Origin of the sequence: Streptococcus dentapri, from assembly GCF_042649885.1 — a bacterium.
In the GTDB taxonomy this organism is placed as follows: domain Bacteria; phylum Bacillota; class Bacilli; order Lactobacillales; family Streptococcaceae; genus Streptococcus; species Streptococcus dentapri.
Map to the genome: position 1 here is coordinate 51,029 of NZ_JBHSAC010000061.1, position 17,545 is coordinate 68,573.

The 17,545-nt window shown below is 41.3% G+C and carries 7 protein-coding genes and 1 pseudogene; 7 read left to right on the forward strand and 1 reads right to left on the reverse strand.

Annotation, left to right across the window (positions count from 1 at the left end):
• The first annotated feature begins 63 nt into the window (after positions 1–63).
• The 4 genes and pseudogenes from ACFOSE_RS07625 (at position 64) to ACFOSE_RS07640 (ending at position 9,686) form a co-directional block, all read left to right on the forward strand.
• Positions 64–2,286, forward strand: coding sequence for a RelA/SpoT family protein (locus ACFOSE_RS07625; RefSeq protein ID WP_380432168.1), 2,223 nt, complete (start codon positions 64–66; stop codon positions 2,284–2,286).
• 59 nt (positions 2,287–2,345) lie between these two features.
• Positions 2,346–2,827: pseudogene (gene dtd, locus ACFOSE_RS07630) on the forward strand (D-aminoacyl-tRNA deacylase).
• A 306-nt stretch (positions 2,828–3,133) separates the two neighbouring features.
• Positions 3,134–6,616 (forward strand): glycoside hydrolase family 66 protein, encoded by a 3,483-nt coding sequence (locus ACFOSE_RS07635; protein WP_380432169.1) that lies wholly within the window; start codon positions 3,134–3,136, stop codon positions 6,614–6,616.
• A gap of 157 nt (positions 6,617–6,773) precedes the next feature.
• Positions 6,774–9,686 (forward strand): right-handed parallel beta-helix repeat-containing protein, encoded by a 2,913-nt coding sequence (locus ACFOSE_RS07640; RefSeq protein WP_380432171.1) that lies wholly within the window; start codon positions 6,774–6,776, stop codon positions 9,684–9,686.
• Between the two features lie 1,075 nt (positions 9,687–10,761).
• On the opposite strand, the gene treR is transcribed toward ACFOSE_RS07640, so the two are convergent.
• Positions 10,762–11,472: a trehalose operon repressor gene (gene treR, locus ACFOSE_RS07645; protein WP_380432172.1), complete on the reverse strand. Its 711-nt coding sequence runs from the start codon at positions 11,470–11,472 to the stop codon at positions 10,762–10,764.
• A 157-nt stretch (positions 11,473–11,629) separates the two neighbouring features.
• Between treR and treP the strand changes: the two genes are divergently transcribed.
• From treP to ACFOSE_RS07660, 3 genes are all read left to right on the forward strand, one after another.
• Complete coding sequence (gene treP / locus ACFOSE_RS07650) at positions 11,630–13,597, forward strand: PTS system trehalose-specific EIIBC component (protein WP_380432174.1); 1,968 nt, start codon at positions 11,630–11,632, stop codon at positions 13,595–13,597.
• A 58-nt stretch (positions 13,598–13,655) separates the two neighbouring features.
• Positions 13,656–15,287, forward strand: a complete 1,632-nt coding sequence (gene treC / locus ACFOSE_RS07655) for an alpha,alpha-phosphotrehalase (RefSeq protein ID WP_380432176.1) — start codon at positions 13,656–13,658, stop codon at positions 15,285–15,287.
• A 161-nt stretch (positions 15,288–15,448) separates the two neighbouring features.
• A complete protein-coding gene (locus ACFOSE_RS07660; RefSeq protein ID WP_380432178.1) occupies positions 15,449–17,344 on the forward strand; it encodes a M13-type metalloendopeptidase in 1,896 nt (631 codons plus the stop codon).
• Positions 17,345–17,545 lie beyond the last annotated feature (201 nt).

The window sequence follows — 17,545 nt, forward strand, 5'->3', positions numbered from 1 at the left end:
CTTTTCTTCCTATATAAAAAGTGTTAAAATTAAAACAACTATTTCAAGCTCGAGGTAAAGGTTATGGCAAGCAATCCCAACTTATCAGGTAATGATGTTATTGATATCGTAAAAGAATATATGAGCGAGGATGATGTAGCCTATGTTCAGAAAGCTCTGGATTATGCAACAAAGGCCCATAAAAGTCAATTACGTAAATCTGGTGAGCCCTATATTATTCATCCTATTCAAGTTGGCGGTATTCTGGCTAACTTGAGTTTGGATGCCATAACTGTTGCTTGTGGTTTTCTGCATGATGTAGTTGAAGATACGGATGTTACTCTAGATAATTTAGAGGAGGAATTTGGTCTTAATGTTCGTCAAATCGTGGATGGGGTTACTAAACTTGGTAAGGTAGAATACAAATCACATGAAGAGCAGTTGGCTGAGAATCATCGTAAAATGCTTATGGCGATGTCTCGAGATATCCGAGTTATCTTGGTGAAATTAGCAGACCGCTTGCACAATATGAGAACCCTAAAACATTTACGGCCTGACAAGCAAAAACGTATATCTCGTGAGACCATGGAGATTTATGCACCGCTGGCTCACCGTTTGGGGATTAGCCATATCAAGTGGGAGTTAGAAGATTTAGCCTTTCGCTACCTCAACGAAGCAGAGTTTTATAAAATTTCTCACATGATGAAGGAAAAGCGGCGTGAACGTGAAACCCTAGTTGATGAAATTGTTGAAAAGATCAGAGACTATACTGCTAAGCAAGATTTGCATGGGGAAATCTATGGCCGACCTAAACATATTTATTCTATCTACCGTAAAATGCGGGATAAGAAGAAGCGCTTCGACGAAATTTATGATTTAATTGCTATTCGTTGTATTATGGAAACACCTAGTGATGTTTATGCTATGCTGGGATATATTCATGAGCTTTGGAAACCTATGCCCGGTCGTTTTAAAGATTACATTGCTAGTCCTAAATCAAACGGTTATCAATCTATTCATACAACTGTTTATGGTCCTAAAGGTCCGATTGAAATTCAAATTCGGACTCAAGAAATGCATGAAGTCGCAGAATATGGTGTTGCTGCTCACTGGGCTTATAAAAAGGGAATCAAGGATAAGGTTGACAGTCAAGAATCAGCTATTGGGATGAACTGGATTCAGGATTTGGTAGAGCTACAAGTTGGTTCAAACGGAGATGCCAAGGAATTTGTCGATTCTGTCAAGGAAGATATTTTTTCGGCTCGTATCTATGTTTTTACCCCGTCTGGTGATGTTCAAGAATTACCTAAAGATTCAGGTCCTATTGATTTTGCTTACGCTATCCATACTCAGGTTGGTGAAAAAGCTGTCGGTGCTAAGGTTAATGGTCGTATGGTACCCTTGACTGCCAAACTTAGAACTGGTGATGTTGTTGAAATTGTTACTAATAGCAATTCTTTTGGTCCTAGTCGTGACTGGATAAAATTAGTTAAAACCACTAAGGCTCGTAATAAAATCCGTCAGTTCTTTAAGAACCAAGATAAAGAAATGTCCATCAGCAAGGGGCACGAATTATTGGTAAACTATTTTCAAGAGCAGGGCTATGTTGCCAATAAATACTTGGATAGAAAGCATATTGAAGAAATTCTACCACGCATTAGTGTTCCTAATGAAAGTGCCCTGTACGCAGCTATCGGTTTTGGCGAAATCAGCTCTGCGTCGGTTTTTAATCGTTTGACTGAAAAAGAACGTCGAGAAGAAGAACGTGCCAAGGCCAAGGCTGAAGCTGATGAATTGCTCAATGGTGGCGAAGTAAAACATGAGAATAAAGAAGCTCTCAAGGTTAAAAGTGAAAATGGTGTCATCATTCAAGGATCCTCTGGATTACTTATGCGGATTGCTAAATGCTGTAATCCGGTTCCGGGAGATGAGATTGAGGGCTATATCACTAAGGGGCGTGGAGTAGCTATTCACCGTGCTGATTGTCATAACATCAAGAGTCAGGATGGCTATGAGCAACGCCTGATTGAAGTTGAGTGGGATGAAAGTAGCAATGCAGGTAAGGAATATCTGGCTGAAATTGATATTTACGGTCTTAATCGTTCAGGCTTGCTCAATGATATCCTACAAATATTGTCCAATCAGACCAAAAATATTTCAACGGTTAATGCTCAGCCAACCAAGGATATGAAATTTGCCAATATCCATGTCAGCTTTAAAATTCCTAATTTAACAAGCCTGACAACTGTAGTGGATAAGATCAAGGTAGTGCCGGATGTCTATTCCGTAAAACGCACTAACGGCTAAGTCTCAGGCAATGTTTACAGAATTTATAAGGAAGCAAGTAAGATAAATGAGAAAGAATTATGAAAATTGTTATTCAGCGGTGGCTCAGGCAAGGGTTTCTATTGGTGACAAGACAGTCGGAGCCATCAATCAGGGTTTATTATTGCTGGTTGGATTTGGTCTAGAAGACACAAAAACAGATTTAAAATATGCTGTCCGCAAAATTACCGGTATGCGTATTTTTTCTGATGAAGCTGGTAAAATGAACTTATCTGTTACAGAAATTGATGGCCAGATTCTATCCATTTCTCAGTTCACTTTATATGCTAATACAAAGAAAGGAAAACGTCCGGCTTTTACGGAGGCGGCCCCTCCCCATATGGCTCAGCAACTTTATCAGGAATTTAATCAAATGCTGGCCCAAATTGTCCCTGTTGAAACGGGAGAATTCGGAGCTGATATGATAGTTGATTTAACCAATGATGGGCCAGTCACGATTTTTTTAGATACTCAATGTAAGTCCAGTAATTCGTCGGAAGTAACATCACTTAATAAAATGTAATTGTTTTGTAATATAACAGAAAAAACTAATTATTTTGGTTTTTGTGAATAGTAATGAAGCAAAGTCTAGAAAGACTTTGCTTTTATTACGGTTTTTTACAAACTCTTAGTTTTAGGGTTAGTTTTATGGGAATATCAATGAAAATACGGGTTGCATTTTCATCACTTTTCAGTAAAATATCTACCATCAGTATTCTGATATATATTTGAATACGATTCAAAAAATCTAATGAAAGGGGGACCTACGGTCGTGAAGAAAGAGAAGCTAACTTTTTCAATTGTATTATTCTTATTTATTTTTGGAATAATGTTTAGTCTGAATGGTTCGCGTGTTTCAGCGGATGCAGCTGTGCCCTCACAGTCCGTGGAAGAAAATTTCACTAACGTGACAGTTGATGCTGCTGAAACTTCTACAACTCAAAATGATATTGAACCAATGCAAGAAACGGATACGACTTCGCCTGCGGTAGAAAATTCTGCAGTAGCAGCTAACACCCAAACTCAAGAAGTTTCGACTAGTTCAGAAACAACTGTTGAAGTACAACCCTCTGTTGAACAGACATCGGTTGCAGCCTCCAATTCTATGTCACAAGAAGTTGCTGGAGAGGGCGACTCAATATCCAGTCAAAATGGTGAGTCTAACAATGCTCCTAGACTCACTCGTGCGACGGGGGCCCAAGTTGTTCGGACGCGCTCAATTGTTTCAGCTAAATCAGGTGAGGCGATTACTGATGTAGCCAGTGATAAGGCTAGCTACAGACCTAATGAAGATGTTAATCTAAATGTTGGATTTACCAATACAACAGCTGTTGCTCAAGATATAACAGTTTCTGTGGATGTATACTATCTCAACAATAAGATTGGCAATTATAAGTTCACAAAGACCTTAGCTGCTGGCGAGGGTTATACTAGTCAATATGGGGAATTGAAAATCCCTGCTTCTCAATTTACAAATGATCATGGTTATCTGTTAAATATTAAGGTATTAGATAGCCATAATAATGCCCTTGGTGAAATGAACCGTGCCATCGCATATGAAAGTGATTGGACAAAATTTCCTAGATACGGAATTGTTGGTGGTTCCCAAGATTCACACAACAGTCTTTTAAATAAAGATATTGAAAACTATACTAACGCTATTGAAAAAATGAAGAATATGAACATCAACTCATATTTCTTCTATGATGTTTACAAATCTGCTACTGATCCATTCCCAAGTGATGAAGAATCTTTTGATCAAACTTGGAATTGGTGGAGCAATTCTAAAATTGATACCCAAGCTGTAAAAGATATCGTGAATAAGGTTCATGAAGGTGGCGCTGTAGCCATGCTTTACAACATGATTTTGGCTGAGAATGCTAACGAAAACGCAGTTCTTCCAGAAACAGAATATGCTTATAACAGCGATAGTCGCGGCTATGGTGATCAAAGTGGTGTCATGTCTTACCTCATTGATGGTAAACCACTACAACGTTACTACAATCCAAAGAGTACCGAATGGCAAAACAAGATTGCCCAAATTATGGGGGATGCTATGAAAGCCGGCGGCTTTGATGGTTGGCAAGGTGACACTATCGGTGACAATGAAGTTTATAGCTATGATGACCGTTACAGCAGTGATAGCAATAAGAAATTCTGGTTGTCAGATGCTTATGGTGAATTCCTTAATGCTATTAAGGAAAAACTACCAGAATACTATTTGACCGTAAATGATATCAACGGTGAAAATATCCGTAAATTAGGTTCAAGTAAGCAGGATGTTATTTACAATGAGATTTGGCCTTTTGGTAGTTCAGCCCTCGGTAATGGCCGTCAACAAACAGAATATGGTGATTTAAAAGCTAGAATTGACGAAGTCCGTAAAGCAACAGGAAAATCACTCATTGTTGGTGCTTATATGGAGGAACCAAAGTACACGGACAATAACGAACCTGCTAATGGTGCTGCTTTAGATGCCAAAAACGGTGGGGAATTTCAAAAGGATGCTGTTCTTTTGACAACTGCTTCAATTGCTGCTGCAGGTGGTTATCACATGTCACTTGCAGCCCTTTCTAACAGTAAAGATGCTGATGGTATCGGTATCTTAGAAACTGCTTATTACCCTACTCAAAGCTTGAAGGTTTCGAGCGAACTTAACCGTAAAAACAACGACTACCAACAATTTATCACAGCTTATGAAAACATTTTGCGCGATGGTGTTGAAAATGATGATGCAAGCGTTGAGACTTATAACTCGGCCAATGATAAGCTATCACATGATGCCTCAGGTATCAACGGTCATCAAGTCTGGACTTACGGTAAAAAAGGCAAAGATTTCAGAACAGTTCAACTTATCAATTTGATGGGAATTAACTCTGACTGGAAAAATGTTGATGGAATGTCTGCCAATAAAACACCAGATGAACAAAAAAATCTTACAGTGAGATACAATCTTGGTAATGTTTCACGCGAAGAAGCAGAGCGTATGGCTAATCAGACCTACGTTACCTCTCCAGATGATTGGTCTAAATCTACAATGACCAAAGTTTCTGCCAAGATAGAAGGATCAGAAGGTAACTTTACTTTAGCTGTTGATGTGCCTCAGCTCACTCTTTGGGATGTTATCTATATTTCAAGTGCTGAGCAATCAGCTGTAGTAGAACCAAAAGTGGAACCAGAGGTGCAAACTGAACCTACAGCTCCAGCAGAAGTTACCGATCCACAAGTTACAGAAGAGCCGTCTGAAGTAACTTCTGGTAATGATGAACCAGTAGCGCCAGCTCCTGAAGAACAGCCACAAACTGAGGTTCAACCAGAAGAGCCGTCTGAGCCTACAGTTCCGGTAGAACCAACAACACCTGAGGTTTCAGAAGATACTCCTGAAATACCGGAAGCAACAAAACCGGTTGATGAAACTCCAGAAAACTCTTCTGAAGATGTTGATCAAGCTGCCCAATCAGACGAACAATCATCGGGTGACACAGATTCTTCTGGTCTTCCAGATGACACCCCCGATCCATCAGCAGAAGGAGACAATCAGTCAGCACAACCGTCTCAACCAAATTCGGATGAAACACCGGAAGGCGGTTCAGATACAACTCCTGATCAGCCAAGTGGAGGTGATACCATTTCACCTGAGGGTGAAACTCCGTCAGCAGAACCAACAACACCTGAGGTTTCAGAAGTTACGCCTGAAACACCGGAAGCAACAAAACCTATTGAGGAAACTCCAGAAAACTCTTCTGAAGATGTTGATGGTACAAATGGAGTCGAAACGCCAGCTGCTCAGTCAGAAGGTGAAGACCCAGCCGACGACCAGTCAGCCCCTCAGGGAATGGCAGAGGGTACTCCATCAGGCGGTTCGGACATCGATTTAGATGATCCGGCAGCAGTCGAACCCTCAGTTTCTCAGCCTGCAGGGGATGCTTCTCCTTCGGCAGTCGAAGAGCCGGCGGTACAGCCAGATTTGCAGGCGATTCCAGCAGATCAAGAATCTAATCAATCGGGTGCTTCTGGCCAACCAGAGCTGCAAGAGCAGTCTCAAGTAGACCGGGATGAAGCAATCTCCCTAGCCACTGATCCAACGGATTTAGTCGGGAATGTAGATAACCAACAGCTGCCAGCTATTCTTAAAATGTCAGGAGTAAGGGACATCAGTGTAGATAGAAAGAGTAGCGCTGATAGACAGCCAAGTTCAAACTCGGCAGAACAGTTACCTAAGACCGGTGATCATATTATTGATGCTATCATGCTGATTGGTCTAGTCTTTATTAGCTTGACAGGCCTGCTTGTAAAGTGCGAGAGAAATTAATAATTTAGAGGACTAGTTTATTGAGTGATAAAAAACTCTTGCTTTTCCTCTTTTTACGGATATGAGTTAAAAACAATTTGAAATACGATAACACACATTATTGAAAGTATCTCTCATAAGAGGAGAATTCTTAAGGACATAAAGGAGAGGGGGTCTTATGATATTAAAGAAACAAACGATTACACTCCTAATGGGGCTATTTGCTCTGGGAATAGGTTGGCAAACGACAACAGTTAGTGCCGATGAAATGGTTGATAATTCAGTGGCTGCTTCAGGCCTTCAATCTGAAGCGCATGCCACAGTCGGTGTGGTTAATGACAATGAGACGACCAGTTCTCAAGTGGAAGATAGTCAATCTGTTAATAGTATAAACGATGGAGCCTCTGCTCCTTATACAGCTTATGGAGCTGAAACTACAGTACCCGAAGATGGGTCAACTGATAATTCAGTAACCACTGCTTCCCAATCGGAAATTCGTGCTACAGCTGGTACGGTTAATGATAGTGGAACAGCACAAACTCAAACAGGGAACGGTCAATCTACCCAAGGTTATGGGGCTGATCTTCCTTACACGACTTATGAAGCTGAGACTGCTGCAGTTGCTAATGGAGCAGTGATACAGCACTCACTTGATATAGAATCAACTGCAATTGAGGCCTCCAATCAAAAGTATGTAGAATTACCTGAACAAGGATCGTCTGTCTCATTCAAGGTTAAAAATCCAGCTAATGCAATCAATGTTCGTTATACCATTCCTGATGGAGAGTCAGGTCAATTGGATGTTCAGGTTAATGGTAACAGTATTGCTAAGCTTGATTTATCATCAAAATCTGCATGGCAATATCTTGATGGTGATGTCGCAAATGATTCACCGTCACCTAATTCACGTGTCAGATTCCGCTTTGATGAAACGCATACTCTCTTGAATAGTATCCAATTACAAAGCGGGGATACCATTACTCTTATAAAAAATAACGCAGATAAAGTTGTATATGGCATTGATTTTATTGAGTTAGAACAAGTGGGTAATCCAATTGCTGAAAGTACTAATGCCATTAACATCACCTCTAAAGGTGCTGTAGCTAATGATAATATTGATGACAGCCAAGCACTTATTGATGCGATTAACGAGGCTAATGCAACAGGAAAAAATGTTTATATTCCAGAAGGTCGGTTTAATCTGGATCGAAAAATTGGAGTTGATGCATCAAACATCAAAATTTCCGGTGCAGGTATGTGGTATACCCATCTTCATTTTACCAGCGATCAAAGAGCTGGTGGTGGTTTTGAATTCAATCACAATGATAATAATATTGAATTCAGTGATCTTTTCATGGATTCAAACTTGACATCACGCTATCATGAAGATGCCCAATATAAAGCTATCGCTGGTTCACTTGGATCTAATTCAAGTATCCATGATATTTGGGAGCAACATTTTGAAGTTGGTATGTGGATTGGTGACTACGATCAGACTGGTAACCTCAAATACACAGATGGTCTTGTTATAAAAAATGCTCGTATTCGCAATAATCTCGCAGATGGTGTCAATTTTGCACAAGGAACTAAAAATTCAACAGTTATCAATTCAAGCGTTCGCGGGAATGGTGACGATGGACTGGCAACCTGGTCAAGTATTTCATATGGCACGCAACCCACAGCGACAGAAAACAATAAGTTTCTTAATAATACCATTGAATTAGGATGGCGTGCTGCTGGTGTCGGTATCTTTGGTGGTAAAGGCCATGAAGTTGCCAACAACCTCATTAAAGATAACTTTGCTGGCGCCGGTGTCCGTGTCAGCACGGTATTTGCAGGACATAATTATGACAACAACGATACTGGAATTACAATTCATGATAATTACCTTCTACGTAGTGGTACACAAAGTGATCTTTACAATAAACAACGTGGAGCTATTGATTTTGAGACCAATTACGGTGATATAAAAAATGTTTCAGTATCAGATAATAAAATTCTGAATTCCATTACACAGCCATTTAAAGCAGAAAATTTCACTTTGAGTGACACTGGTAACGATGACATCTATATTAGCAATAATACTATTGATGAAGCTGCCCCAGTAGAAGGCGAAGAACCAGTCAATCAGACTTCAGATGAGATTTCAGCGGCCCAACCAGACTTGCAGGCGATTCCGGAAGAGACTCCAGCAGACGGTTCGGACACGGATTCAGATTCAGATGAGCCGGCAGTAAGCGAAACCCCAGCCGCCCAGCCTTCAGCTGAAGTTTCTCCTTCGGCAGGTGAAGCCCCAACTGACCAAACATCGGATGAAGCTTCAGCGGCTCAACCAGACTTGCAGGCGATTCCGGAAGAGACTCCAGCAGACGGTTCGGACATTGATTCAGATGAGCCGGCAGTAAGCGAAACCCCAGCGGTTCAACCTTCAGCTGAAGGTTCCCCTTCAGCAGGCGAAATCCCAGCTGATCAGACTTCAGATGAGATTTCAGCGGCCCAACCAGACTTGCAGGCGATTCCGGAAGAGACTCCAGCAGATGGTTCGGACACGGATTCAGATTCAGATTCAGATGAGCCGGCAGTAAGCGAAACCCCAGCGGCTCAACCTTCAGCTGAAGTTTCTCCTTCGGCAGGTGAAGCCCCAACTGACCAAACATCGGATGAAGCTTCAGCGGCCCAACCAGACTTGCAGGCGATTCCGGAAGAGACTCCAGCAGACGGTTCGGACATTGATTCAGATGAGCCGGCAGTAAGTGAAACCCCAGCCGCCCAGCCTTCAGCTGAAGTTTCTCCTTCAGAAGGCTCAGCAGCAGGCGAAGTTCCGGCATTAGGTGTTTCCCCCGAAAAATCGGCGGTATCATCTAATGATCTGCATAATGATCCAATGCTAGCAGCAGGGTTTGGACAACCAGCCTCTCCTAAAGTTAAAAAATCAGTTTCGGCTAAAGGTGTTGATGATCCTGCTTCTCCTATGGCAGATTCATCAAAAGTTTTGCCTAATACTGGAGATAAGATAGGTGTATTTTTAATTATTGGTCTAGTACTTGTCGGGTTTACTGCCTTATTGATAAGGGATAAAAGAAAAGACTAAGATTTATGTCTCATACTTCTTTGCTCTTGATGCTACTATTATGAACTGATATAAAATAAGAACTCTGACTAAAAGCTTATTGTCAACTGTAGTAGATAGGGCATCTAACATCTAGAGAAGACCGGGTCGGTCTTCTTTTTTGATGTTAAGATCATTCTAGCCGTTAAAGTAAATAGTATAAAGAAAGCGATAGCACTCAAGGCAGTGAAGCAGATTAAAATTGCAGAATAAAATTAAGCAAGTTGACTTTGCCAGATCATCATAAAAGCGTTCGTCAGGTTTTTCGTTAACTTCTTAAGGAAAAGACAAAACAGAAGTGAAAAAACACGAGGATCAGCAGGAAATTAGCTATTGCACTAAGTTTGGGCCAAGCAGTTGTGTATTCCGGTATAGTCTTCCGGATACCTGTTATATAATAGCTATGCTGGTGATAAATAGGGTCTTGCTGTAGAATTTTTCCGTCGTTTTTAAGGAGAAAGTCTTGCTTACGAAAGAGCTATAAAAGAAGAGTTTGAAATAAAGTATGAAAAACAAGGCAGTATCTTTTATATGACTTGATGAGGTTAAAAGCCAGAAAGTAATAATATAAGCCATTTGCTACAGTTTTTCATAGTTAAATTACTTCTTACTTAGTATTGTTCATTACATTGTTTGTCTAAGCAGTATTCCTAAAAATCAGGGCTAATAAACTACATATTGTTAGTAAAATGATGATTAAAAGCAGTTGGATTGTGACTCAAAATCACGTAATAGATATTAGAGAAGCGAAGCAAGACTCAATATAAATGAAAGATTTGTCTCGGATTTTTACGGTGTGCTTTCGGCGGGTTCATCTGGAAATTTGATAGTATCTAAAATCTAAGGTGGAAAAAGCTGACAGCAAGAAGTATCAGGGTGATGCTGTAGATCATATGTTTATGATAGGAAGATTGGTTTTTCCGCTATAAACCAAAGCAGTGGAAATTGAGAAATAATAATCGTCAATAGGAAATATCTGTCTTTTTGTTTTTATAACAGAATCTTTTTTCATAATTAAGTGCGTCATATTCAAGCGAATTTAACAAGACCAGTCTCATTATTTTTTGCGTTTGGCTAAGTCAACAAAGTGAAATTTATCCAATAAATGTCTACTTTCGGTAAATTGAAATTGCTGCTGGTTGGCTAAATAGACCTTGGATTTTACGGAGACAACATGGTGCTCATTGCCCATGTCCAGAAAGAGTTGATCTTGCTCAGTCTTCTGGTCAATCGTAATTTCTTTTTCAGCCCAAGCGATGTCTAGCTTGAGCTCGTTTTCCAGATAGTTATAGAGAGAATATTGGGGGATATCTGGAGTCATGCGTTTAACTAAATCGGTAAGAAGATAATCGCGGTCCAGTACAGAGGCTCTGCCATCAACTAAACGCTGTCGGCTGATATGCCAAACCTGTTTAGATGGGGGAAAGCCGGTTAGGTCTGCTAGTTTCTGGTCAACAATGATACGATCTAGGGAAATGACTTTAGTCTGCGAATTCATATTTAACGCTGTTGTCAATTCTTGATAGCTGGTTAAATCAGAGACTGGAAAATTAATGGCTTGTCGCTTTTTGACATAAGACTGTCGTCCTTGTGATTTGGTGATTAGTCCCTGTTTTGCTAAAAGCCCCAGAGCTTTTCTGATGGTGTCTCTGCTGACCTGATAGCTCTTGGTGAGCTCTTGTTCGCTAGGAAGTGGTTGGTTGGGCAGATAAACTCCTTCCATTATTTTGCTTTCTAAATTCTGAAAGACAGCTTGATATTTTTTCATTAGAACCTCCTTGTGGCTAACCTGTTTTTAGTTTACCATACAAGTTGATAAAAATTGCCTAAAAATCAAGAAATTTTGTCATATAAGTTGCACATGATGAGAAAATCAGTTAAAATGAAAGCGCAAACAAATAAGAATAACTAAAAAAGGAGTTTACATGGGAAAATTTGAGCAAGATGCCCGCGAAATGTTAGAAGCAATTGGAGGCAAAGAAAATGTTGCAGCAGTTACCCACTGTGCAACGCGTATGCGTTTTGTCTTGAATGATGACAGCAAGGCAGATATTAAGCGCTTGGAGGCTATTCCTTCGGTTAAAGGGACCTTTACAAACGCAGGCCAATTTCAGGCTATCATTGGAAATGATGTTCCTATCTTCTACAATGATTTTTCTGAAGTTTCAGGAATTGAAGGAGTATCTAAGGAAGCAGCTAAATCAGCGGCCCAGAAAAACCAGAACTGGCTACAGCGTTCCTTAGCGATGCTGGCTGAGATTTTTACGCCTATTCTGCCTGCTATCATTGTCGGTGGTTTGATTTTAGGTTTTCGTAATATCTTAGAAGGTATTCAGTGGTCGGCCCTGGACGGTAAGACAATTGTTGAAGTCTCAACCTTCTGGAATGGGATCAACTCCTTCCTTTGGCTACCTGGTGAAGCAATTTTCCAATACTTACCAGTGGGAATAACTTGGTCAGTCAGCCGTAAAATGGGGACCAGCCAAATTCTGGGGATAGTTCTGGGGATCTGTCTGATTTCACCTAATCAGTTGCTAAATGCCTATGATGTAGCTGGGACATCAGCTGCTGAAATTGCTGCCAAATGGACTTGGGATTTTGATTACTTTACGGTTGCGAAAATTGGTTACCAGGCTCAGGTCTTACCAGCTCTTTTAGCAGGTCTGTCCCTAGCTTATTTGGAACGCTTTTGGCGCAAACACATTCCAGAAGTTGTCTCAATGATTTTTGTTCCTTTCCTATCTTTGATACCAGCTTTGATTTTGGCCCATACAGTATTGGGGCCAATTGGCTGGACGCTCGGTAAGGGGATTTCGGCCATTGTTTTAGCCGGTTTACAAGGTCCTGTCAAGTGGCTCTTTGGCGGCCTCTTTGGTGCCCTTTATGCGCCTTTAGTTATTACTGGTCTCCACCATATGACTAATGCCATTGACACGCAGTTGGTTGCTGATACTGGTGGTACAGCGCTTTGGCCGATGATTGCCCTTTCTAATATTGCTCAGGGCTCAGCTGTTTTTTCTTACTATTGGATGAACCGTCACAACGAACGTGAGGCCCAAATTTCTCTACCAGCAGCTATTTCAGCTTACCTAGGGGTTACAGAACCAGCCCTCTTTGGTGTTAACTTGAAATACGTCTACCCTTTCATTGCAGGAATGATTGGTTCAGCTATCGCCGGTATGCTTTCGGTAACCTTCAATGTTACAGCTAATGCAATCGGAATTGGCGGTCTACCTGGAATTTTATCTATTCAGGCTAAGTATATGCTCATATTTGCGGTTCTCATGCTGATTGCCATCTTAGTGCCTTTCATTTTGACGATCTTCTTCCGTAAGGCTGGTTTCTTCACCAAAGCAGAAGACGCAACAGTTAAGGCACCACAAGCAGAAGCTGTATCAGAAGCTAAGAAGACTACTGAAGTTGAAACAGGTACGCTCATTTCGATCCACAGTCCCTTACAAGGAGAGGCTAAAGAACTCAGTCAGGCTCCAGATTCGGTTTTTGCTCAAGGAGTAATGGGACAAGGACTAGTTATTGAACCGTTCGAAGGGGAGCTTGTAGCACCTGTCGATGCGACGGTGTCAGTACTCTTTCCGACTAAACATGCTATAGGTTTTGTTACTGACCAAGGACTTGAGATGTTGATTCATATTGGTATGGATACGGTTAACCTAGATGGCAAAGGTTTCACAGCCCATGTTAAACAAGGAGATCGGGTAAAAACAGGAGATAAATTAATCAGCTTTGACATCCAAGCAATTAAAGATGCTGGTTATCCAGTGGCAACACCTGTTATTGTTACGAACCAAAATGATTTCCAAACCGATGCTGTAGGTATTTTACCACATGCTGTTAAACGTGGCGATGATATTTTGTCAGCAAGTAAATTATAATATAATTAGTGAGGGGAACTGCACAGTTCCTTTCACTTTTTGAAGGAGAAAAATACACATGACATTTGATAAAAAGAAGGTTGTTTACCAGATTTACCCCAAATCTTATAAAGATACTACAGGAAATGGAATTGGCGATCTGCGTGGGATTATCGAAAAACTACCCTATCTAGCAGAATTAGGTATCGATATAATCTGGCTTAATCCTTTTTATCCCAGTCCTCAAAAAGACAACGGCTATGATATTTCGGACTACAAGGCTGTTAATCCTCTTTTTGGGACAATGGCTGATTTTGAGGAGATGGTGGTCACTGCCAAGACTTATGGTATCGATTTTATGTTAGATATGGTATTCAATCATTGCTCTACGGAGCATGAATGGTTTCAAAAAGCTCTAGCGGGAGATACCTATTATCAAGATTTCTTTATCCTCAGGGATCAACCAACAGATTGGATCTCTAAATTCGGTGGTTCAGCTTGGTCTCTTTTTGGCGATACAGGAAAATATTATTTGCATCTTTTTGATGAAAGCCAAGCGGACCTCAACTGGCGAAATCCTCATGTCCGAGAAGAACTCTTCAAGGTTGTTAATTTCTGGCGGGATAAAGGTGTCAAGGGCTTTCGCTTCGATGTCATCAATCTGATTGGAAAAGATGAAAAACTAGTGAACTGTCCGATTGATGATGGCAAACCAGCTTACACAGACAAACCTATCGTTCATGACTATCTTCGTATGATGAATGAAGCCAGCTTTGGTCAGGACGATGACTTCATGACCGTTGGAGAGATGAGTTCAACAACGATCGAAAATTGTATCCTGTACTCAGCTGAGGATCGTCATGAATTATCGATGACCTTTAATTTCCATCATCTCAAGGTTGATTATCAGGATGGTCAGAAATGGACTATTACCGACTTTGATTTTGAAAAGCTCAAAAATCTTTTTCATAACTGGGGAGAGGCAATGAGTGAATCTATGGGCTGGAACGCTCTGTTTTGGAACAATCATGACCAACCCCGTGCCCTCAACCGTTTTGTCGATGTTAAAAATTTTCGTCAAGAAGGAGCGACAATGTTGGCGGCCAGTATTCATCTCTCAAGAGGAACCCCTTATATTTACATGGGAGAAGAAATCGGTATGTTAGATCCTGATTATGCCAGCATGTCTGACTATGTTGATGTAGAAAGCCTCAATGCCTATCAAATTATGTTGGATCAGGATAAGTCACCTGCGGAAGCTTTGGAAATTATCAAGACCAAATCACGTGACAATGCTAGGACTCCTATGCAGTGGAACGCTAATAATCATGCCGGTTTTACAACTGGAAGACCTTGGCTAAAACCTGGTCAGTCTTACAAGGAAATCAACGTTGAATCCGAAAAATTGGGTCATATTTTTCCTTTTTATCAGAAACTCATTCGTCTGCGTAAGGAATTGCCTTTAATTTCAGAAGGAACTTATCGAGCAGCTTACAAAGATAGCGATAGCGTCTATGCTTTTGAGCGGTCCTATCAGAAACAAAAATTACTGGTCATCAATAATTTCTATGCTAAGGAGGTCAGCCTTGATTTGCCAAATTGCTATCAAGGAGGTCAAGTCCTTATCAGCAATTATGACAAGGTTAAATTGGCCGATAAAATCGTTCTGAAGCCTTATCAGACCTTAGCCATCTTGAGTGAAGACAAGTAGGATTACTGATACAATTTATCACTAAAGCCAGTCGTCTAAGAGATTTAAATTTTCAATATATTGCTAGGGATTTGATACTATAAATTAAAGTCCGATTCTGCTTGAATCGGACTTTTTTGTTAAAATAAAGACATTGATGCTTTAGAAAGTAAGGAAATATTATGGTTAGACTACAAGATGATTTTTTTGAGGCGGTCAATGGTGAGTGGGAAAAGACCGCTGTTATCCCAGATGATAAGCCACGTACGGGGGGCTTTTCAGACCTTTCCGATGGCATTGAGGAGCTGATGCTGGACACGACAGACAAATGGTTGGCAGGGCAGGACTTGCCTCAGGACAGCATCCTAGAAAATTTTGTCAAGTTCCACCGTCTGGCAGCTGACTATGAAACTAGGGAACGCCTTGGTGTAGAACCGATTCTGCCCCTCATTGAGGAGTGCCAAGCCTATCAATCTTTCGCAGACTTTTCCAAGGATATGGGGCGGCTGGAGCTGGAAGCAAAGCCTAACCTCCTGCCTTTTGGAGTTTCCCCCGACTTTATGGATGCTAGAACCAACGTCCTTTGGGCAGAAGCCCCGTCGACCATCCTGCCGGATACAACTTATTATGCTTCAGATAATGAGAAAGGTAAAGAGCTCCTGAATCTCTGGCGCCAGTCCCAAGAAGTCTTATTGCCTAAATTCGGCTTTTCTGATGAGGAAATCAGGGATATGCTGGATAAGATTATCGAACTGGATGCTAAGCTTGCTAACTATGTTCTCTCGAGCGAAGAATCATCGGAGTATGTTAAGCTCTACCATCCATATGATTGGGCAGACTTCACCCAGTTAGCACCTGAGCTGCCTCTAGATCAGATTTTTATGGATATCTTGGGACAGCTTCCTGACAAAGTAATTGTTCCGCAGGAGCGCTTCTGGACAGACTTTGCCAAGGACTACTATAGTGAGACTAACTGGCCTTATCTCAAAGCTGTCTTGGTTCAAAGCGCCGCAACGGCCTACACATCTTATCTGACCGATGATATTCGTATTATGGCCGATGCTTATAGCCGTGCCCTCTCAGGAACACCGCAGCCTATGGATAAGAAAAAAGCAGCTTATTATTTAGCACAAGGACCTTACAATCAGGCAATCGGTCTCTGGTATGCCGGTCAAAAATTCTCACCCGAAGCCAAGGCTGATGTCGAAACTAAAGTAGCTACTATGATTGACGTCTATAAGGAGCGTCTAGCTAAGAATGACTGGCTCCAGCCAGCCACTGTCGAAAAGGCTATCACCAAGCTCAATGCTATTACGCCGCATATCGGCTATCCAGAAAAACTGCCATCAACCTATGCCAAGAAGATCATCAATACTGAGGCTTCTTTGATCGAAAATGCGCAAAATTTGGCTAAGATTTCTGTAGCCCATAGTTGGAGCAAGTGGAATCAGCCTGTCGATCGCAGCGAGTGGCATATGCCTGCTCACATGGTCAATGCCTACTATGATCCGCAGCAGAACCAAATCGTTTTCCCTGCAGCTATTTTGCAGGAGCCTTTCTATTCATTAGAGCAGAGCTCATCAGCTAACTACGGCGGCATCGGAGCTGTTATTGCCCATGAGATTTCCCATGCCTTTGATACCAATGGAGCTTCATTTGACGAAAACGGCAGCCTCAAAAATTGGTGGACGAAGGAAGACTATGCTGCCTTTCAAACACGCACAGATAAGGTTGTGGAGCAGTTTGACGGTATCGACTTTGCAGGCGGCAAAGTCAATGGTAAGTTGACGGTCTCAGAAAATGTTGCTGATTTAGGCGGACTCGCTGCAGCTCTTGAAGCCGCTAAGCGTGACCCAGATTTTTCGGCAGAAGACTACTTCACCAACTTTGCGACCATATGGCGTATGAAAGCGCGCGAAGAATACTTACAGCTCTTGATCTCCATTGATGTCCATGCCCCAGGGAAACTCCGCACCAACGTCCAAGTTACTAACTTTGATGACTTCATCACGACTTTCGATGTCAAAGAAGGTGATGGGATGTGGCGCGCACCAGAGGATCGTGTAGTCATTTGGTAAACAAGAAAAAATGGTTGGATTCTTTAAAATATTAAGGACATTTTAAGTGAGATTGAGTATACTATAGTTAATCCTAAATAAACTTTTCTTTTTCATAATCTCCGTAAAGAGCTCAGCGACATGCTGAGCTCTTTTTTATTATGGCTTCGAGCCAGTTTTTCTCGTAGAGAAAAACAATAAAACCACCAGCTATGCTGGTGG

Bases quoted from the DNA above. Each gene is read 5' to 3' on its own strand.
- ACFOSE_RS07625 (WP_380432168.1), top strand. From the start codon at position 64: ATGGCAAGCAATCCCAACTTATCAGGTAATGATGTTATTGATATCGTA.
- ACFOSE_RS07635 (WP_380432169.1), top strand. From the start codon at position 3,134: ATGTTTAGTCTGAATGGTTCGCGTGTTTCAGCGGATGCAGCTGTGCCC.
- ACFOSE_RS07640 (WP_380432171.1), top strand. From the start codon at position 6,774: ATGATATTAAAGAAACAAACGATTACACTCCTAATGGGGCTATTTGCT.
- treR (WP_380432172.1), bottom strand. From the start codon at position 11,472: ATGAAAAAATATCAAGCTGTCTTTCAGAATTTAGAAAGCAAAATAATG.
- treP (WP_380432174.1), top strand. From the start codon at position 11,630: ATGGGAAAATTTGAGCAAGATGCCCGCGAAATGTTAGAAGCAATTGGA.
- treC (WP_380432176.1), top strand. From the start codon at position 13,656: ATGACATTTGATAAAAAGAAGGTTGTTTACCAGATTTACCCCAAATCT.
- ACFOSE_RS07660 (WP_380432178.1), top strand. From the start codon at position 15,449: ATGGTTAGACTACAAGATGATTTTTTTGAGGCGGTCAATGGTGAGTGG.